This is a genomic window from Escherichia sp. E2586 (assembly GCF_005781105.1).
Lineage (GTDB): Bacteria > Pseudomonadota > Gammaproteobacteria > Enterobacterales > Enterobacteriaceae > Escherichia.
In genome coordinates this window covers 28,992-47,859 of record NZ_VATN01000007.1, presented here as the reverse complement: position 1 = coordinate 47,859, position 18,868 = coordinate 28,992, and the positions used below count along the sequence as shown (strand labels likewise).

Genomic DNA, 18,868 nt, shown 5'->3' with positions numbered 1-18,868 from the left:
AAAATGAAACGGACAAAATCCATACGCCACGCATCGTTCCGCAAAAACTGGAGCGCACGCCACCTGACACCTGTCGCTCTCGCTGTTGCTACTGTTTTTATGCTGGCAGGCTGTGAAAAGAGTGATGAAACAGTGTCTCTCTATCAAAATGCTGACGACTGTTCAGCTGCAAACCCAGGCAAAAGCGCCGAATGTACCACCGCGTACAACAATGCGCTGAAAGAAGCAGAACGTACTGCGCCGAAATACGCCACTCGTGAAGACTGTATTGCCGAATTTGGTGAAGGTCAGTGCCAGCAGGCACCAGCCCAGGCTGGCATGGCACCTGAAAACCAGGCGCAGGCCCAGCAATCCAGCGGGAGTTTCTGGATGCCGCTGATGGCCGGCTACATGATGGGACGTCTGATGGGCGGCGGCGCGGGATTTGCACAGCAGCCGCTGTTCTCCTCGAAAAACCCAGCCAGCCCGGCTTATGGTAAATATACCGACGCGACGGGTAAAAACTATGGCGCAGCCCAGCCAGGCCGCACCATGACCGTACCGAAGACGGCAATGGCACCAAAACCGGCGACCACCACTACCGTTACCCGTGGCGGTTTTGGTGAATCTGTTGCCAAACAAAGCACTATGCAGCGTAGCGCAACCGGCACCTCTTCTCGTTCAATGGGTGGCTGATACCGATGGAAAGAGTCAGTATTACCGAGCGCCCAGACTGGCGTGAAAAAGCCCACGAATACGGTTTCAATTTTCACACCATGTACGGCGAGCCGTACTGGTGTGAAGATGCTTACTACAAGTTGACCCTCGCCCAGGTTGAAAAGCTGGAAGACGTCACCGCCGAACTGCACCAGATGTGCCTGAAAGTGGTGGAAAAAGTGATCTCCAGCGATGAGCTGATGACCAAATTCCGCATTCCAAAGCACACGTGGAGTTTTGTGCGTCAGTCATGGTTGACGCACCAGCCGTCGCTTTATTCACGCCTTGATCTGGCGTGGGATGGCACTGGCGAACCTAAACTTCTGGAAAATAACGCTGATACGCCCACGTCACTGTATGAAGCAGCATTCTTTCAGTGGATCTGGCTGGAAGATCAGCTTAACGCGGGCAACCTGCCGGAAGGCAGCGACCAGTTTAACAGTCTGCAAGAAAAGCTGATCGATCGCTTTGTCGAGCTGCGTGAACAGTATGGCTTCCAGTTGCTGCATCTCACCTGCTGTCGTGACACGGTGGAAGATCGTGGCACCATCCAGTATTTGCAGGACTGCGCGACGGAAGCTGAAATCGCTACCGAGTTCCTGTACATCGACGATATTGGTTTAGGCGAAAAAGGTCAGTTCACGGATTTGCAGGATCAGGTGATTGCTAACCTGTTCAAGCTTTATCCATGGGAATTTATGCTGCGCGAGATGTTCTCCACCAAGCTGGAAGATGCTGGCGTACGCTGGCTGGAACCGGCGTGGAAGAGCATTATCTCCAACAAAGCACTTCTGCCGCTACTATGGGAGATGTTCCCGAATCATCCGAACCTGTTGCCCGCTTATTTTGCTGAAGATGATTATCCAGAAATGGAAAAATATGTGGTTAAGCCAATCTTCTCGCGTGAAGGCGCAAACGTGTCGATTATCGAGAATGGCAAAACCATTGAAGCAGCAGAAGGTCCGTATGGCGAAGAAGGCATGATTGTTCAGCAATTCCATCCGTTACCAAAATTTGGCGACAGTTATATGCTGATTGGTAGCTGGCTGGTGAACGATCAACCCGCCGGAATTGGCATTCGTGAAGACCGTGCGTTGATCACCCAGGATATGTCTCGGTTTTATCCACATATTTTTGTTGAATAACACTGCTTAATATTGCCCCGATAATCGGGGCAACTTTTCATAATCCATCATTTATAATCTTCATCAATATATAAATCCATACATCTCCAACTTTTATTTAACATTAATAACCAATTTAATGTTAAATCGTCATATGTAAGTGGTATTGCAATTAAAGTAAGTAAATAAATCACCGCACAACACATTGATATATATTAAATATTTTATATTTACCTCTTCATATTTTAATTTAATAATTAAAAAACAATGTCGCAGAGATCACACTACGCAATATTGAACATTGTTATTGATATATCGCCACCCTACTATCCATTAAAAATAAATAGTTATTTCAACAAATAACAACATATTCAAAAGCAGCAAAACATTCTCATGTTTTATTAGAGTTACATTATTTATTCACAAAACAAATTTATTAGTACCATCTCAACAGTCGATATTCATCATTATTATATATTTGCGTTATATAAGGAGATATATCCATGTTTGATAAATATAGAAAAACACTAGTAGCCGGAACAGTAGCATTAGCCCTGGGGTTGTCTGCAACTAGCGTAATGGCGGCGGGTTTTAAACCTGCACCACCTGCCGGGCAACTCGGTGCAATCATTGTCGATCCCTACGGCAATGCACCACTGACCGCTCTGGTTGACTTAGATAGCCACGTCATTTCTGACGTCAAAGTTACCGTCCACGGGAAGGGCGAAAAAGGCGTTGAAATCAGCTATTCCGTGGGCCAGGAGTCACTAAAAACTTACGATGGTGTACCGATTTTTGGTCTTTATCAGAAATTTGCCAACAAAGTGACCGTTGAGTGGAAAGAAAACGGCAAGGCCATGAAAGATGATTACGTGGTGCAAACTTCAGCCATCGTCAACAATTACATGGATAACCGTTCCATCTCTGATCTACAGCAGACCAAAGTCGTTAAAGTCGCACCTGGTTTTGAAGATCGCCTCTATCTGGTTAATACCCACACCTTTACTGCACAAGGTTCCGATCTCCACTGGCACGGTGAGAAAGATAAAAATGCAGGGATCCTCGATGCAGGTCCGGCAACCGGCGCACTGCCCTTTGATATCGCGCCCTTTACTTTCATTGTCGATACCGAAGGTGAATACCGCTGGTGGCTGGATCAAGACACCTTCTACGATGGCCGTGACCGTAATATCAACAAACGTGGTTATCTGATGGGTATCCGCGAAACACCACGCGGCACCTTTACCGCAGTACAAGGCCAGCACTGGTACGAGTTCGACATGATGGGTCAGGTGCTGGAAGATCATAAACTGCCGCGCGGATTCGCTGACGCCACTCATGAATCCATTGAGACGCCTAATGGTACGGTACTGTTGCGCGTAGGTAAGAGTAACTACCGTCGCGATGACGGCGTACACGTCACCACCATTCGTGATCATATCCTCGAAGTCGATAAATCTGGTCGCGTTGTCGATGTATGGGATCTGACGAAGATCCTCGATCCGAAACGTGATGCTCTGCTCGGTGCACTGGATGCAGGCGCAGTTTGCGTTAACGTTGATCTTGCTCACGCCGGACAGCAGGCAAAACTGGAACCAGATACGCCGTTTGGCGACGCGCTGGGTGTAGGACCAGGTCGTAACTGGGCGCACGTCAACTCCATCGCCTATGACGCGAAAGATGACTCAATTATCCTCTCGTCTCGTCACCAGGGCGTTGTGAAAATTGGTCGTGATAAACAAGTGAAATGGATCCTTGCCCCCTCGAAAGGCTGGGAAAAACCATTGGCCAGCAAATTGCTGAAACCCGTTGACGCTAACGGTAAGCCGATCACCTGTAACGAAAATGGCCTGTGTGAAAACTCAGACTTCGACTTTACCTATACCCAGCATACCGCATGGATCTCCAGCAAAGGTACACTCACTATCTTTGATAACGGCGACGGTCGCCATCTGGAACAACCTGCCTTACCAACCATGAAATATTCCCGTTTTGTGGAATATAAGATTGATGAGAAGAAAGGTACCGTTCAGCAAGTTTGGGAATACGGTAAAGAACGCGGTTACGATTTCTATAGCCCAATCACCTCCATTATCGAATACCAGGCTGACCGTAACACCATGTTCGGCTTCGGTGGCTCCATTCATCTGTTTGACGTCGGCCAGCCGACCGTCGGCAAGTTGAACGAGATCGACTACAAAACCAAAGAAGTGAAAGTGGAAATCGACGTGATGTCTGATAAACCCAACCAGACTCACTACCGTGCGCTGTTAGTCCGTCCAAAACAGATGTTTAAATAATTAAGAAGGGAATAAAAATGTCGAAATTAGAGATCTCATCACTGTTTAAAAGCGTACTGCTTACTGCGGCTCTGGCGGTTTCATTTACTGCTTCTGCATTTACCGAAGGCACGGATTATATGGTACTGGAAAAACCGATTCCGAATGCCGACAAAACGCTGATTAAGGTATTCAGCTACGCCTGCCCGTTCTGTTACAAGTACGACAAAGCGGTTACCGGTCCGGTATCGGAAAAAGTGAAAGATGTCGTTGCTTTCACGCCGTTCCATCTGGAAACCAAAGGCGAATATGGTAAACAGGCGAGCGAAGTCTTTGCTGTCTTGATCAATAAAGATAAAGCAGCAGGTATTTCCTTATTTGATGCTAACTCTCAGTTTAAGAAAGCCAAGTTTGCCTACTACGCGGCTTATCACGACAAAAAAGAACGCTGGTCTGACGGTAAAGATCCCGCTGCCTTTATCAAAACGGGTCTGGATGCTGCTGGTATGAGCCAGGCAGATTTTGAAGCTGCACTGAAAGAGCCAGCGGTACAAGAAACACTGGAAAAATGGAAAGCCTCTTATGAAGTCGCCAAAATCCAGGGTGTTCCGGCTTATGTCGTTAATGGTAAGTACTTGATCTACACCAAGAGCATCAAATCCATCGACGCGATGGCAGACCTTATCCGTGAGTTAGCAAGCAAATAACAGGGAAACAGGCTATGGGTATTAAGGGAATGTGGAAAGACCTTCGCACATCACCAGTCGACACACTGGTCAGATGGCAGGAGCAACGCTTTTTGTGGTTGTTAATGGCCGTTGCGATGGGCGCGTTAATTATCCTGGCGCACTCTTTCTTCCAGATCTATCTCTACATGGCCCCCTGTGAGCAATGTGTATACATTCGCTATGCCATGTTTGTGATGGTTATTGGAGGATTGGTTGCGGCGATCAACCCGAAGAACATCATCCTTAAGCTGATTGGCTGCGTGATGGCATTTTACGGCAGCATCATGGGGCTGAAGTTTTCATTCAAACTGAACGATATCCACCATGCGGTGCATAACCCGGATCCCGATTCACTGTTTGGCGTTCAGGGTTGCTCTACCGATCCAACTTTCCCATTTAACCTGCCGCTGGCACAGTGGGCACCAAACTGGTTCAAACCTACCGGAGATTGCGGCTATGATGCGCCAATCGTTCCCGATGGCGTCACACTGAGCAGTATGCAGCAGTGGTTTGTGGCGATGTATCAGCAATCTGAAGGCTGGTATCTGCTACCACCGTGGCACTTTATGAACATGGCTCAGGCCTGTATGTTGGCTTTTGGTCTTTGCTTATTGCTGCTATTAGTGATGAGCGGCGCATGGGGACTCAAGCTGCTGAGAAAGTAAGGTAATGCAAACCGAAGCCAGAAATTGGCTTCGGTTTTCTTCATCTATTAACCTACCTGCACCGACAACATACTTAAACTGCCCATTTCTATACCATCGACCGGAATGGTAATTGGCTCCTGCCCATCCCATGCACCTAAAACATACAATAGCGGCAGGTAATGCTCCGGTGTTGGATTCGATAACGCGCCACCTTCATGGTCGAGATAATTCACCAGAGGATGCTGCTCCACCGGTCCTTGCCACGTCAGATTCGCTTTCACATACTCATTAAACGACGTCGCCCACGGATAGGGGGAACTATCGCCATGCCATTTCACCGTGCGCAGGTTATGCACCACGTTACCGCTGGCGACCAACATTATTCCTTCATCTCGCAGCGCTGCCAGTTTACGCCCCATCTCAAAGTGCCAGGCGGCGGGTTTGGTACTGTCGATACTCAACTGCACCATCGGGATATCCGCTTGCGGATACATCTTAATTAGTACGCCCCACGAGCCGTGGTCAAAGCCCCAGGCTTCTTTATCCAGTGTGACAGGCACTGGCGCTAACAGCTCAACCAATCGCTGAGCCAAAGCCGGTGAGCCAGGAGCCGGATAATGGGTGTCGTACAGCGCCTGCGGAAAGCCGCCAAAGTCATGAATCGTTGGCGGCGTCTCCATCGCAGTCACTCCTGTACCACGGGTAAACCAGTGAGCCGAAACCACGACAATCGCTTGCGGGCGTGGCAATGTCATCCCCAACTTCTGCCAGCTGCGGGTATACAAATTATCTTCCAGCACGTTCATCGGACTACCGTGACCTAAAAACAATGCTGGCATACGTGTTGAAGACATGATGATATCCTTAACTAAAGGTGTCATTTTGATATCCTCACAATACGCTTGTTCGGCGGAGTAAGAACCCGGATAACGATGATGATCATCATCAGTTATTTTGACGATCTGCCTGAAGGTGAAGATTTATAAGGAGTTGTCGATGTCAGTACCTCTCATTCTGACCATACTGGCGGGGGCAGCCACGTTTATTGGCGCGTTTCTCGGCGTTCTCGGGCAAAAACCCTCGAACCGACTGCTGGCATTTTCGCTAGGGTTTGCGGCGGGGATCATGTTGCTTATCTCATTGATGGAGATGCTCCCTGCCGCATTAGCCGCCGAAGGAATGTCCCCCGTTCTGGGCTACGGGATGTTTATTTTTGGTCTGCTGGGCTATTTTGGTCTGGACCGCATGTTGCCGCATGCGCATCCGCAGGATTTAATGCAAAAATCGGTGCAACCGTTGCCCAAATCAATCAAGCGCACTGCTATTCTGCTCACTCTTGGAATCAGTCTGCATAACTTCCCGGAAGGGATTGCCACCTTTGTTACGGCAAGCAGTAACCTGGAGCTGGGCTTTGGCATCGCACTGGCCGTGGCTTTGCACAATATTCCTGAAGGTCTGGCGGTTGCGGGGCCGGTTTACGCGGCAACGGGGTCGAAACGCACCGCAATTCTGTGGGCGGGGATTTCTGGGCTGGCGGAAATTCTCGGCGGCGTTCTGGCGTGGTTAATCCTTGGTAGCATGATTTCCCCGGTGGTCATGGCGGCAATCATGGCGGCGGTTGCAGGAATCATGGTGGCGCTCTCCGTGGACGAATTAATGCCGTTAGCCAAAGAGATTGATCCCAATAATAATCCCAGCTATGGCGTGCTGTGTGGGATGTCAGTAATGGGATTTAGTTTAGTGCTGTTACAAACGGCGGGAATTGGTTGAAAACAACTTCAGATGTTGTCCAGCATGGACAACATCTGCAGGCATCGCAGAAGCACTACTCCAGCTTTTCTGCTGTCTCTTCTCTCGCACTGTTTAAGTATTTGTTTCTCGCTTCAAGCAGTGCGTCTCTGTCCTGGCGAAACGCCCGGCAATAACGTTTCAAATGCAGGAAATACCCCACCACAACCAGCGCAATCAATACAATCCAGTACCAGGAGATAAACATCCTTTTTACCCTTAATATTTAACAATACCAAACATTTAGCGCATAAATTTCACATATCCATTTTCGGATATATTTATATGGTCGCATAATATCGGAACATTTATATGATTTTGATCATAATGAAAAAGGTTGTCTGATATTAGTGAAATTTACTCATAGATAAAGCGGTGAAATTTACATTCAGCAGGGTAAGGGCAAAATAAAACCGAAGCCTTCAACAGCTTCGGTTTCTTTGATTATCGCACCAGTTTTAGCAGTTATTTTCAGCTAGCTTTGCGCTCATGCGCCTGACGGTATGCAACCAGATCCTCAATAGTGACCAGCGCCATATTGTGTTTGTTGGCAAACTCGATGCACTCTGGCGCGCGGGCCATAGTGCCATCGTCATTAGTCAGTTCACACAGCACACCTGCAGGTTTAAAGCCTGCCAGCGTCATCAGATCAATAGTCGCTTCGGTATGACCGCCACGAGTCAGTACACCCCCCGCCTGTGCGCGCAATGGGAAAACGTGGCCAGGGCGATTCAAGTCTGAAGGTTTAGCACCATCAGCAATCGCAGCGCGAACAGTCGTGATACGGTCAGCGGCAGAAACACCGGTAGTCACACCTTCAGCAGCTTCAATGGTCACGGTAAAACCAGTGCCATAGGCGCTGGTATTATTTTCGACCATCATTGGCAGATCGAGTTGTTTACGGCGTTCTTCGGGTATGCACAAGCAAACAATACCGCTACCGTGGCGAATGGTCAGAGCCATCTGCTCAACGGTCATGGTTTCTGCCGGGAAGATCATATCGCCTTCGTTTTCACGGTCTTCATCATCAAGCACCATCACACCGCGTCCTTCACGCAGCGCAGCCAGTGCATTTTCAACACGTTCGAAAGGCGTACCAAAAGAGGAAAGTAGCGTCTGATTCATGGTAAAAAAACCTCACTAAAATTATGGTTACCAGAATCAGGGCAGTCTTAGGAGTGGCGGCATATAGCCAAAATAACGTGAGCGGGTCCATGCCCGACAGAATCGTTACTCTCTCCCATCCGGACTCTAACCGTCGGCCCCGGAATTACACCGGATCTGCTGTCCTTTGAGTTTGCACCCAAAGCGCTCGCGGGCTTTCAACTGAGTTGATTTACCGCCGGTGGGGAATTTCGCCCCGCCCTGAGAATAAGCGGATTCACTATAACGCTAATGATTAGCGGCAGCAACGCATAGGTTCACATAATTCTGGTTTATGACTTACCCTTATCGCACTACAATGGCACCAAACACCTATCAGTACAGGGAAACTACAATGATTGACCCGAAAAAAATTGAGCAAATTGCTCGCCAGGTTCACGAATCAATGCCTAAAGGAATCAGGGAGTTCGGGGAAGATGTGGAGAAAAAAATCCGCCAAACCCTACAAGCACAGCTGACTCGCCTCGATTTGGTAAGCCGCGAAGAATTTGATGTGCAGACGCAGGTCCTGTTACGGACTCGTGAGAAACTGGCGTTACTGGAGCAGCGCATCAGTGAACTGGAAGCTCGTAGTAATCCGGCAGCAGAAGTTCAATCTCCTCCCGCCATCCCGCCAGTTGATAAAGCAGAATAGAGCACCACAAAAACGGGCCTGACGGCCCGTAATCTCAATGTTCTAGTTCCAGTTCTCTTGACTGTGTCATTTGCTGGCAATACCAGGCATAACGAGCGCAAAACCAGGTTCTGTGTTCTTCATCCATATTACCAGTGACGGCCAGAATATCGACCGGTCGACCTTCAGCATTCATTCTGGCAAAACTACGCGCCAGGAAATCGAAATTATTTAAAGAATTAAGACCATGATCCATAAGCACATCCTCCGGTTATCGCATACCTTTTAAGGCCATATGCTTTTTCTGATTTCAGTATTCCTTAATCAGTGTAGTGCCTTTAAACATAACGTGCGTAAATATATTGTTTTGGATCACACTTTTTATTGAAAATAATTACAACGTTAAAAGACTTTCCCTTTTAAAATTTCACTAACGCATGTTATTATTAGCAAAGATAAATGTAAGAAAGGAAATCATACCATAGTAAACAATGCGTCACTGAATGGACGATGGAGTGACTGATGATTTTATTTGCCGACTATAACACACCTTATCTTTTCGCTATTTCCTTTGTACTTTTGATCGGCCTGTTAGAAATTATTGCTATTGTCTGCGGTCACATGCTCTCCGGTGCTCTTGATGCACATCTTGATCATTACGATTCCATAACCACAGGTAATATTAGTCAGGCACTTCATTATCTTAATATTGGAAGGCTACCAGCCCTCGTCATCCTCTGCCTGTTGGCTGGTTTTTTTGGCCTTATCGGCATCGTTCTACAGCATGCCTGCGTGACGGTCTGGAAAGCTCCACTCTCAAACCTGTTGGTGGTTCCTATTTGTTTACTGCTCACTGTTATTACAGTGCATTATATCGGCAAGGCGATCGCCCCCTGGATTCCTCGCGATCATAGTTCTGCTATTACAGAAGAAGAATATATTGGCTGCATGGCATTAATTACCGGTCATCAGGCAATATCAGGCAGACCCTGTGAAGGAAAACTTACCGATCAATTTGGTCAAATACACTATTTATTACTGGAACCTGAAGAAGGAAAAAACTTCACCAAAGGTGACAAGGTATTGATTATTTGCCGACTTTCTGCAACACGATATTTAGCAGAAAAAAATCCCTGGCCAAATATATTGTAAATATTTAAACAAAAGGAAATTTAATAATGGATGATATCGTTAACTTAGTACCGTCATGGATGTTTATGGCGATTGTTGCCGTATGTGTTCTGTTTATTATCGGTATTATTTTCGCGCGACTTTATCGTCGGGCATCTGCCGAGCAGGCATTTGTTCGTACCGGGTTAGGCGGGCAAAAAGTGGTAATGAGCGGCGGCGCAATCGTAATGCCGATCTTCCACGAAATCATTCCTATCAATATGAATACGCTTAAGCTGGAAGTCAGCCGTTCTACTATTGATAGCCTGATTACGAAAGATCGTATGCGTGTTGATGTTGTAGTGGCTTTCTTTGTACGGGTAAAACCGTCAGTAGAAGGCATCGCCACTGCGGCCCAGACGTTGGGGCAACGCACGCTATCACCAGAAGATTTACGTATGCTGGTCGAGGATAAATTCGTCGATGCCCTACGCGCCACCGCTGCGCAAATGACCATGCATGAGTTACAGGATACCCGCGAGAACTTCGTGCAGGGTGTACAAAATACCGTGGCAGAAGACTTGTCGAAAAACGGACTGGAACTGGAAAGTGTTTCACTCACCAACTTTAACCAGACTTCGAAAGAGCATTTTAACCCGAACAACGCTTTTGACGCCGAAGGTTTGACCAAACTAACCCAGGAGACGGAACGCCGTCGTCGCGAGCGTAACGAAGTTGAACAGGATGTAGAAGTTGCAGTTCGTGAGAAAAATCGAGACGCTCTTTCGCGGAAGCTGGAGATTGAACAGCAAGAAGCGTTTATGACGCTTGAGCAGGAGCAGCAGGTTAAAACCCGTACCGCTGAGCAGAATGCGAAAATTGCGGCTTTTGAAGCTGAACGTCGTCGTGAAGCAGAGCAGACGCGAATTCTGGCTGAACGACAGATTCAGGAAACGGAAATCGACCGCGAACAGGCCGTCCGCTCAAGAAAGGTTGAGGCTGAACGTGAAGTTCGCATTAAAGAGATCGAACAGCAGCAGGTTACCGAAATCGCCAACCAGACGAAATCGATCGCTATTGCGGCAAAATCAGAACAACAATCACAGGCGGAAGCGCGTGCCAACCTCGCACTTGCAGAAGCGGTAAGTGCGCAACAAAACGTAGAAACCACTCGCCAGACAGCCGAAGCCGATCGTGCTAAGCAGGTGGCGCTGATCGCAGCAGCGCAAGACGCAGAAACCAAAGCGGTCGAACTGACCGTCCGAGCAAAAGCAGAGAAAGAAGCCGCAGAAATGCAGGCGGCAGCGATCGTTGAGTTAGCCGAAGCTACGCGTAAAAAAGGTCTGGCGGAAGCAGAAGCGCAACGTGCGCTGAACGATGCAATCAACGTGCTTTCTGATGAACAAACCAGCCTTAAATTCAAACTGGCGCTATTACAGTCGTTACCTGCGGTAATAGAGAAATCCGTTGAACCGATGAAGTCTATCGACGGCATCAAGATTATTCAGGTCGATGGATTGAACCGTGGTGGCGCTGCGGGAGATGCGGCATCAGGCAGCGTTGGTGGCGGAAATCTGGCGGAACAGGCATTGTCTGCCGCCCTTTCTTACCGCACACAGGCACCGCTGATTGACTCCTTGCTCAATGAAATTGGCGTTTCAGGCGGCTCGCTGGCGGCATTGACTTCACCCTTAACCTCAACAACTCCCGTCGCAGAAAACGTAGAATAAATTTTCATCTATGAACATCCCTGGCCCAAAAAGCCGGGGATTTTTTATATCTGCGTTCCACTAAAAAGTGCAAATGATCAGTTTGTTACAGCGTTTTACGTGACCGCTCGGGGAAGAGAAAACTGTATCAGGGAAAGCGTTGCGCGGGGTCCAGCGCTAATCAACAATCGGGGAGTCAGCAAGGGGCTGAAACGGGAAAGCCCCTCCCGAGGAAGGGGCCTTACAGAAGGAAAGGGTTATGATGAAGCTTGTCATCATACTGATTGTGTTGTTACTCGTAAGTTTCGCAGCTTATTAACAGCCAATCAGAGGGGGGAGAAATCCTCCCTCACCCTTGTTCCTTTACTCTAGGTTGAAAAAACAACAGCGTCAAGAAGGTTTCATTAACACACATCCCTGGCCCAAAAAGCCGGGGATTTTTTATATCTGCATTCCGCTAAAAAGTGCAAATGATCAGGTTGTTACAGCGTTTTGCGAGTCGACTCGGGGAAGAGAAATCTGTATCAGGGAAAGCGTTGCGCGGGGTCAGGCGCTAATCAACAACCGGGGAGTCAGCAAGGGGCTGAAACGGGAAAGCCCCTCCCGAGGAAGGGGCCTTACAGAAGGAAAGGGTTATGATGAAGCTCGTCATCATACTGATTGTGTTGTTACTGATAAGTTTCCACGCTTACTAACAGCCAATCAGAGGGGGGAGAAATCCTCCCTCACCCTTGTCCCTTTACTCTAGGTTGAAAAAACAACAGCGTCAAGAAGGTTTCATTAACACACATCCCTGGCCCAAAAAGCCGGAGATTTTTATATCTGCGTTCCGCTAAAAAGTGCAAATGATCAGGTTGTTACAGCGTGTTGCGAGTCAACTCGGGGAAGAGAAAACTGCATCAGGGAAAGCGTTGCGCGGGGTCATGCGCTAATCAACAATCGGGGAGTCAGTAAGGGGCTGAAACGGGAAAGCCCCTCCCGAAGAAGGGGCCTTATAGAAGGAAAGGGTTATGATGAAGTTCGTCATCATACTGGTTGTGTTGTTACTGTTAAGTTTCCCGACTTACTAACAACTCATCAGAGGGGGGAGAAATCCTCCCTTACCCTTGTTCCTTTACTCTAGGTTGAAAAAACAACAGCGTCAATAGGTCTACCTGGCACGAAGCGAGATCTGTGAACCGCTTTCCGGTTAGCCTTTTTTATCCTGTTGGATCTTCTTGATGATGTTGGTCGTCGAGCAACCGTCTTCAAAGTTGAGCACCAGCACTTCGCCGCCGTTGGCCCAGACTTCTTTACTCCCGGCAATCTCTTCTGGTTTATAGTCGCCTCCTTTTACCAGCAGATCTGGCAGGATCCCGGCGATCAGGCGCTGCGGCGTGTCCTCTTCAAACGACACCACCCAGTCGACCGCTTCCAGTGCGCCCAGCACAATCATACGCTGTTCGAGCGGGTTAACCGGGCGAGAATCCCCTTTCAGGCGTTTGGTGGAAGCATCGCTGTTCACGGCGACAATCAAGCGGTCACCCAGCTTGCGGGCATTTGCCAGGTAAGAGACATGCCCGGCGTGGAGAATGTCGAAGACGCCATTGGTCATCACCACTTTTTCACCGCGTTTACGTGCCGCCGCTACGGCCAGCTTCAGTTCCTCTTCGGTCATCACGCCAAAACCAGTGTCTGCACGTCCACGTACTGCGTTTTCCAGCTCGATCGGCGAAACCGTGGATGTCCCCAGTTTGCCGACCACCACACCAGCCGCCGCATTGGCAAAGAAGCAGGCTTCTTCCAGCGAATTACCCGCCGCCAGCGTTGCCGCAAGCACGCCAATCACTGTGTCGCCTGCACCGGTAACGTCATAGACTTCTTGCGCCTGAGTTGGCATATGCAGCGGCTCTTTACCCGGTTGCAGCAACGTCATCCCCTGCTCGGAACGGGTTACCAGCAGCGCAGAGAGTTCGTAGTCGGCAATCAGTTTCATGCCGCGTTCAACAATCTCTTCTTCGGTTTTACATTTACCAACAACAGCTTCAAATTCCGAGAGATTAGGCGTTAAAAGCGTAGCGCCGCGGTAGCGTTCAAAATCGGTGCCTTTTGGATCAATCAACACCGGAACGCCCGCTTTACGCGCCAGTTGGATCATCTGCTGTACGCTTGCCAACGCACCTTTCGCATAGTCAGAAAGCACCAGCGCGCCAATCGTACCGAGAGCCTGATTAATCCGCTCATGCAGCGGCTGCGGATCAACACCTTCGAAACCTTCTTCGAAATCCAGGCGGATCAACTGTTGGTTACGAGAAAGCACCCGCAGTTTAGTGATGGTCGGATGCGTCGGCACAGAAACGAAGTCGCATTTTACGTTCACGTCCGCCAGCGATTTACTGAGCGCGCGCGCCGCATCATCAATACCTGTCAGTCCCACCAGGCGTGCGTTTGCACCGAGAGAAGCGATGTTCATCGCCACGTTGGCCGCGCCGCCCGGACGTTCTTCGATGGTATTCACTTTAACCACGGGTACTGGCGCTTCCGGCGAGATACGGCTGGTGGGACCGTACCAGTAACGATCCAGCATTACATCACCAACCACCATCACTCCTGCACGTTCAAACTCTGGCAGCGTTACTTTCATTCCTGTCTCCTGAGAGATTCAAAATTTGCGCGCGATAATACCATATTTCATTCCTCCACCAGCCACTTCTGCCAGCTTGCCCGGACCAGTTCACGCTCTGCGGTGAAGTAATCCTCCGGCACATGGCCTGGCAACTCTTGTAATGCCAGATGATGAAGTTCATCGCGAAGCGTAGTGTAAGCACGGGTCAGCGCCATCGCTTCCGGCTCTTCCATAATGTCGTTTTGCGCCAGTAGTTCCAGAATGCGCACGTTGTCTGACCAGCGCGTTAACTTCGGTTTTTCATGGGCGTAGCGCAACACCAGATATTGGGTAATAAATTCGATATCGGTAATTCCGCCTTCATCGGCTTTGATATCAAAGCGATCGCGATGTTTATTGCCGAGATGGGCGCGCATTTTCTCGCGCATTTCCCGCACTTCTGTCTGTAAAGTTTTGCCTTCACGCGGCAGCGTCATAATCTCCCGGCGTACTGCGTCAAATTGAGCGGTCAATTGTGGATCACCATATACCACGCGAGCACGTACCAGCGCCTGATGTTCCCACGTCCAGGCCTCGTTTCTCTGATAATCGGCAAACGCTTCTGCGGAAGTAACCAGCATTCCCGCCGCCCCGGACGGGCGTAGCCGTGCATCCACTTCGTACAAAATACCGGAAGACGTGCGCGTGCTGAACAAGTGCATAATGCGTTGCGCCAGACGCAGGTAAAACTGCCGCCCGTCGATTTCCCGCTCGCCGTCCGTCATTACATCCATCGGGCAATCATGGAGGAAGATCAGGTCAAGATCGGAACTGTAGCCTAACTCCCAACCGCCCAGCTTACCGTAGCCAACCACCGCAAAGCCGCGACCTTCACGTTCGTTCAGGTGGGTCGGTTTTCCGTAACGGGCGACCATTTGAACCCATGCCTGCTGAACGACGGCATCTATCATGGCTTCTGCCAACCAGGTTAAGTGATCGCTCACTTTCATTACCGGTAGCGTACCGGCAATATCCGCTGCGGCAATGCGTAACAGCTGCGCCTGTTTGAACTGACGCAGCGCCTCAAGCTGTTGTTCTTCGTCATCTTCTGGCACGCGCAGCAAATACTGGCGCAATTCGTCGCGATAGGCATCCGTCGCTGTCGGCTGGTAGAGGGTGTTCGGATCGAGCAGTTCATCCAGCAATAATGGATAACGCGCCAGTTGACTGGCAATCATCGGCGATGCGGCACACAGAGAAATCAAATGCTTAAGCGCCGCGGGGAATTCACTGAGCAATTCTAAATAGGTGGTGCGGGTAACAATCCCCACCAGCAAGGCGGTGATGCGCGACAGCGTGACAGCAGCGTCTTCACGCGCGCATACGTCACTTAACAAATGCGGCATGAGATGGTCGAGCACCTGACGTCCGCGCGGCCCAATAGTGCGCTTATCCAGCTCTTTGCGGAAATCGGCAATCAGCGTCAGCACCTTTTTGCGATCATCTTCTCTAAGATGCGCCAGCACTGGCGTGGTGTCATCTTCCTGCAATGCATCCTGCCACAGCTCACGCCACTGCTCCGACAGAGTCTCTTCCTGGGTTTCGCTTTCGTCGTCACCAATCAGATCGTTAAATACCCGACGCACATTAGCCATATGTCCGCCCAGCGCTCCGGTCAGTTGCTGCCAGTCAGCGAACTCCATCCCCCACGCCAGCCGCGCACGGTTAAGCTCATCTGCAGGAAGCGTCTGGGTTTGTTCGTCATTAATGCTTTGCAGCAGGTTTTCCAGGCGCCGCAGAAACAGATACGCCACTCGCAATTGTTCGGCATCATTCTCAGAAAGCAGATGCAGCGCGGCAATGGCGCTGAGCGTTGGCAGTAAAGAGCGCGATTGCAGCGACGGTTCGCGCCCGCCGCGAATAAGCTGGAACACCTGGACGATAAATTCAATTTCGCGAATACCGCCCGCGCCCAGTTTAATGTTGTCGGTCAAACCGCGGCGACGCACTTCACGGGCAATCATCCCTTTCATGTTGCGCAGAGACTGAATCACACTGAAATCGATGTAACGACGAAAAACAAACGGGCGCAGCATCGAACGCAATTCGTTAGCATAAGCGCCGTCGCTATCGCCCATAATCCGCGCCTTGACCATCGCGTAACGCTCCCAGTCACGCCCCTGCTCCTGGTAATAATCTTCCAGCGCCGCAAAGCTCAGCACCAGCGGGCCACTTTCGCCAAACGGACGCAGCCGCATATCTACGCGATAGACAAAGCCATCTTGCGTTGGTTGATCCAGCACTTTAATCAACCGCTGCCCCATACGGGTAAAGAACTGAGCATTATCCAGTTCCCGGCGTCCGCCCTGCGTACAACCATGTTCAGGCCAGGCAAAAATCAGATCGATATCTGAGGAGAAATTCAGTTCCCCACCGCCCAGCTTACCCATGCCTAAAATCAGCAGCGGTTGCGCTTCGCCCTGCGCATTGCACGGCGTTCCCCACTCACGGCAGCAGGCGTCATACAGCCAGTCACGCGCCGCAACAATCAGCGTCTCCGCCAAATGGCTGAGCTGCTGCAATACGCTCTCTTCAGTAACCAGCGCCAGCGTTTGCGCCCAGGCGATACGTACCATAATGCGCCGCCGGAACAGCCGCAGTTCACGCATTAACCCAGCCTCGTCACTCACGTTACTGAGCGCCTCCTGTAACCACTCGCCGTAATACTGCCATTCATCGGCTTGTGGCGGCTCGCTTTCCAGCTCCGTCAGCCACTCTGGATGCGCAATTACACTGTCCTGCACAAAATCACTAAAAGTAAGTACTGACTTCGCCTGTGCGCTAAGTGATTCCTCGGCTAAAGGCGCTGGCAGCCGCTCAACAACGGTCTGCCAGTACTGCTGTAACGGTGAAGAGAGCGGCTTCATAAGCGATTTTATCCTTGCCTGATTAACGTTTTCCGCTGTGCAACCAGAACGGTTCCTGATTGTTTGCTTCATTACGGAAATGTTCAATTTCAATGCGTTGCCCGGTCGCAATAGCGTGACGCAGCCCCTGCCAATTCTCCAGCCAGGCTTGCGCGACGACAGGATCGTAGTAACCCGCCAGTAACAGTATTGAGTCAATGTCACGTGTCAGGCGTGGCAACTGGTCACGGTAGCGATCGCCCAACGGCTGGCAAAAAACGCTTTTCAGTTCAGCGGCATGGCGGGAAAGATGGATATCGGCAAAGCGTTTGAAGGAATCGCTGATTTTGCCCTGCGCTTTGGCATCTAAAAACGGCTGCCAGGCTTTGCTTACCAGCCATTCGGTCAACGCCAGTTTCGCCATTGCCGTTTCGGTAGAATAGACCGCCGTCACGGCAGAAACCGCAGAAGCAATGGTCGCCTCGCATTGAGTCAGCAGATCACGTAAGTGAGTGCTCGCTTTACGCGGCACGATACCGCCGAACAGCATCAGAGTATGGCGAACCAGGCCGATTGCTGCCAGAACCTGCTCTTTCGCCGCCTCGTTGCCGCGTATCCACAACTCTTCATGGTACTGCCATTGTGCTAACGCCAGCTCGAGCGCCGCTTCCAGCCCCTGTTCCACATCGGCTTTTGCCGCAACATGCAAAATGGTGGTGGGTTTGATTTCACGCGCGGGATTTCCCTGCGCCAGATGATAGCCACGCGCCGCCTTGCTCAGGCTGCCCTGGCGTAAACCAGTTTGCGATACCAGTTGGTTTGCCAGTTTCAGCACCGCGCGCGTTTCGCCGCTAAGCAGTTCCAGTTCCAGCTCGCAGATAGGTTCAGCAAATTCTCCGGCTTTCACCTCGCCCTGATCGAGGGCGATTTCAATCTGACTGCCATCGATCTCCACCAGCCATTTTTCGCGATAAAAATCGGTGCTGAACAGCGGTTGTACGCGGGAAGCGAGATCGGCAGGTAACACGCCGTTCGGCCAGACTTCCGTCGGAAACTGCGCCAGGTCGAGCGTCGGTTCGCTCAACGCCACATTATATTCCGGGCGCTGGTGTAAACCGCCAGTCACTCGCCCGGCGACTTTCATCGTCATTTCATAGCGACCATTTTCGCCACGAATACGCAAGCCCATATCGTGCCCACGCAGCCAGTTATCCGACGTTTCGTAGTAAATATTCAGCAACTGCACGGGGTCATGGTGCTCGCCGCCCAGCGTATTGAGATGGTCACGCAACGCCTCAACGGCACTGTGATTAACAATAAACTTTAATTCGATTTCCTGAGCCATGGCCTTTACTTATCCGGTTATGTCACATTAGTGACGATGAACGGCGAACTTAATGCGATCTTTTTTGTCAGTAGATAGTATTTTGCGCCAAATTGCCATGCAACGGGCAATTTGACGGGCGTAAAAGATTGAAGCTGTGGCAAGACCTGACACAGAGGATTCCGATTGATAGCGA

19 protein-coding genes and 1 riboswitch are annotated in these 18,868 nt (G+C 50.1%); of the genes, 12 read left to right on the top strand and 7 right to left on the bottom strand.

What is annotated here, in order from left to right; genetic code table 11:
* Nucleotides 1–3: 3 nt before the first annotated feature.
* From FEK50_RS08140 to dsbI, 5 genes are all read left to right on the top strand, one after another.
* Nucleotides 4–675, top strand: coding sequence for a DUF1190 family protein (locus FEK50_RS08140; RefSeq protein ID WP_000831534.1), 672 nt, complete (start codon nucleotides 4–6; stop codon nucleotides 673–675).
* A gap of 5 nt (nucleotides 676–680) precedes the next feature.
* Nucleotides 681–1,841 carry a glutathionylspermidine synthase family protein gene (locus tag FEK50_RS08135; protein WP_130210363.1) on the top strand — a complete coding sequence of 387 codons (1,161 nt, stop codon included), beginning with the start codon at nucleotides 681–683 and terminating at the stop codon, nucleotides 1,839–1,841.
* A 482-nt stretch (nucleotides 1,842–2,323) separates the two neighbouring features.
* Nucleotides 2,324–4,120: an aryl-sulfate sulfotransferase gene (locus FEK50_RS08130; protein ID WP_131162527.1), complete on the top strand. Its 1,797-nt coding sequence runs from the start codon at nucleotides 2,324–2,326 to the stop codon at nucleotides 4,118–4,120.
* Between the two features lie 17 nt (nucleotides 4,121–4,137).
* On the top strand, nucleotides 4,138–4,806 hold the full coding sequence (locus FEK50_RS08125; RefSeq protein ID WP_131162528.1) for a thiol:disulfide interchange protein DsbA/DsbL: 669 nt from the start codon (nucleotides 4,138–4,140) through the stop codon (nucleotides 4,804–4,806).
* A gap of 14 nt (nucleotides 4,807–4,820) precedes the next feature.
* Nucleotides 4,821–5,492 (top strand): protein-disulfide oxidoreductase DsbI, encoded by a 672-nt coding sequence (gene dsbI, locus FEK50_RS08120; protein WP_130218214.1) that lies wholly within the window; start codon nucleotides 4,821–4,823, stop codon nucleotides 5,490–5,492.
* A 47-nt stretch (nucleotides 5,493–5,539) separates the two neighbouring features.
* Here dsbI and ygiD read toward each other — a convergent pair whose 3' ends face one another.
* Nucleotides 5,540–6,328, bottom strand: coding sequence for a 4,5-DOPA dioxygenase extradiol (ygiD, locus tag FEK50_RS08115; protein ID WP_167852359.1), 789 nt, complete (start codon nucleotides 6,326–6,328; stop codon nucleotides 5,540–5,542).
* A 142-nt stretch (nucleotides 6,329–6,470) separates the two neighbouring features.
* On the opposite strand from ygiD, the gene zupT reads away from it, so the two are divergent.
* Nucleotides 6,471–7,244, top strand: a complete 774-nt coding sequence (gene zupT, locus FEK50_RS08110) for a zinc transporter ZupT (protein WP_001295627.1) — start codon at nucleotides 6,471–6,473, stop codon at nucleotides 7,242–7,244.
* Nucleotides 7,245–7,299: 55 nt separating this feature from the next.
* Here zupT and yqiD read toward each other — a convergent pair whose 3' ends face one another.
* Nucleotides 7,300–7,470 (bottom strand): protein YqiD, encoded by a 171-nt coding sequence (gene yqiD / locus FEK50_RS24170; RefSeq protein ID WP_165382779.1) that lies wholly within the window; start codon nucleotides 7,468–7,470, stop codon nucleotides 7,300–7,302.
* A 263-nt stretch (nucleotides 7,471–7,733) separates the two neighbouring features.
* Nucleotides 7,734–8,387: a 3,4-dihydroxy-2-butanone-4-phosphate synthase gene (gene ribB / locus FEK50_RS08105; RefSeq protein WP_131162530.1), complete on the bottom strand. Its 654-nt coding sequence runs from the start codon at nucleotides 8,385–8,387 to the stop codon at nucleotides 7,734–7,736.
* A gap of 103 nt (nucleotides 8,388–8,490) precedes the next feature.
* Nucleotides 8,491–8,639, bottom strand: a riboswitch (FMN riboswitch).
* 121 nt (nucleotides 8,640–8,760) lie between these two features.
* On the opposite strand from ribB, the gene ubiK reads away from it, so the two are divergent.
* On the top strand, nucleotides 8,761–9,060 hold the full coding sequence (gene ubiK / locus FEK50_RS08100; RefSeq protein WP_064529620.1) for a ubiquinone biosynthesis accessory factor UbiK: 300 nt from the start codon (nucleotides 8,761–8,763) through the stop codon (nucleotides 9,058–9,060).
* A 34-nt stretch (nucleotides 9,061–9,094) separates the two neighbouring features.
* Here ubiK and glgS read toward each other — a convergent pair whose 3' ends face one another.
* Nucleotides 9,095–9,295, bottom strand: coding sequence for a cell surface composition regulator GlgS (glgS, locus tag FEK50_RS08095; RefSeq protein WP_130210460.1), 201 nt, complete (start codon nucleotides 9,293–9,295; stop codon nucleotides 9,095–9,097).
* A gap of 266 nt (nucleotides 9,296–9,561) precedes the next feature.
* On the opposite strand from glgS, the gene FEK50_RS08090 reads away from it, so the two are divergent.
* The 5 genes from FEK50_RS08090 (at nucleotide 9,562) to ibsE (ending at nucleotide 12,928) form a co-directional block, all read left to right on the top strand.
* Nucleotides 9,562–10,191: an OB-fold-containig protein gene (locus FEK50_RS08090; protein ID WP_131162531.1), complete on the top strand. Its 630-nt coding sequence runs from the start codon at nucleotides 9,562–9,564 to the stop codon at nucleotides 10,189–10,191.
* 26 nt (nucleotides 10,192–10,217) lie between these two features.
* Complete coding sequence (locus FEK50_RS08085; protein ID WP_130218218.1) at nucleotides 10,218–11,879, top strand: flotillin family protein; 1,662 nt, start codon at nucleotides 10,218–10,220, stop codon at nucleotides 11,877–11,879.
* A 238-nt stretch (nucleotides 11,880–12,117) separates the two neighbouring features.
* Nucleotides 12,118–12,177, top strand: coding sequence for a type I toxin-antitoxin system Ibs family toxin (locus FEK50_RS08080; protein WP_001387081.1), 60 nt, complete (start codon nucleotides 12,118–12,120; stop codon nucleotides 12,175–12,177).
* Nucleotides 12,178–12,493: 316 nt separating this feature from the next.
* Complete coding sequence (locus tag FEK50_RS08075; protein WP_104917541.1) at nucleotides 12,494–12,553, top strand: type I toxin-antitoxin system Ibs family toxin; 60 nt, start codon at nucleotides 12,494–12,496, stop codon at nucleotides 12,551–12,553.
* A gap of 315 nt (nucleotides 12,554–12,868) precedes the next feature.
* Nucleotides 12,869–12,928, top strand: coding sequence for a type I toxin-antitoxin system Ibs family toxin (ibsE, locus tag FEK50_RS08070; RefSeq protein WP_001387082.1), 60 nt, complete (start codon nucleotides 12,869–12,871; stop codon nucleotides 12,926–12,928).
* A gap of 119 nt (nucleotides 12,929–13,047) precedes the next feature.
* On the opposite strand, the gene hldE is transcribed toward ibsE, so the two are convergent.
* Genes hldE through ygiF form a run of 3 tightly spaced genes read right to left on the bottom strand, consistent with a single transcriptional unit; the run spans nucleotide 13,048 to nucleotide 18,693 of the window.
* The gene (hldE, locus tag FEK50_RS08065) at nucleotides 13,048–14,481 is read right to left on the bottom strand and encodes a bifunctional D-glycero-beta-D-manno-heptose-7-phosphate kinase/D-glycero-beta-D-manno-heptose 1-phosphate adenylyltransferase HldE (protein WP_130210454.1); all 1,434 of its coding nucleotides are present in this window, start codon (nucleotides 14,479–14,481) and stop codon (nucleotides 13,048–13,050) included.
* A 47-nt stretch (nucleotides 14,482–14,528) separates the two neighbouring features.
* A complete protein-coding gene (gene glnE / locus FEK50_RS08060; RefSeq protein ID WP_131162532.1) occupies nucleotides 14,529–17,369 on the bottom strand; it encodes a bifunctional [glutamate--ammonia ligase]-adenylyl-L-tyrosine phosphorylase/[glutamate--ammonia-ligase] adenylyltransferase in 2,841 nt (946 codons plus the stop codon).
* Nucleotides 17,370–17,391: 22 nt separating this feature from the next.
* Nucleotides 17,392–18,693, bottom strand: coding sequence for an inorganic triphosphatase (gene ygiF / locus FEK50_RS08055; RefSeq protein WP_130260133.1), 1,302 nt, complete (start codon nucleotides 18,691–18,693; stop codon nucleotides 17,392–17,394).
* Nucleotides 18,694–18,868: the final 175 nt, after the last annotated feature.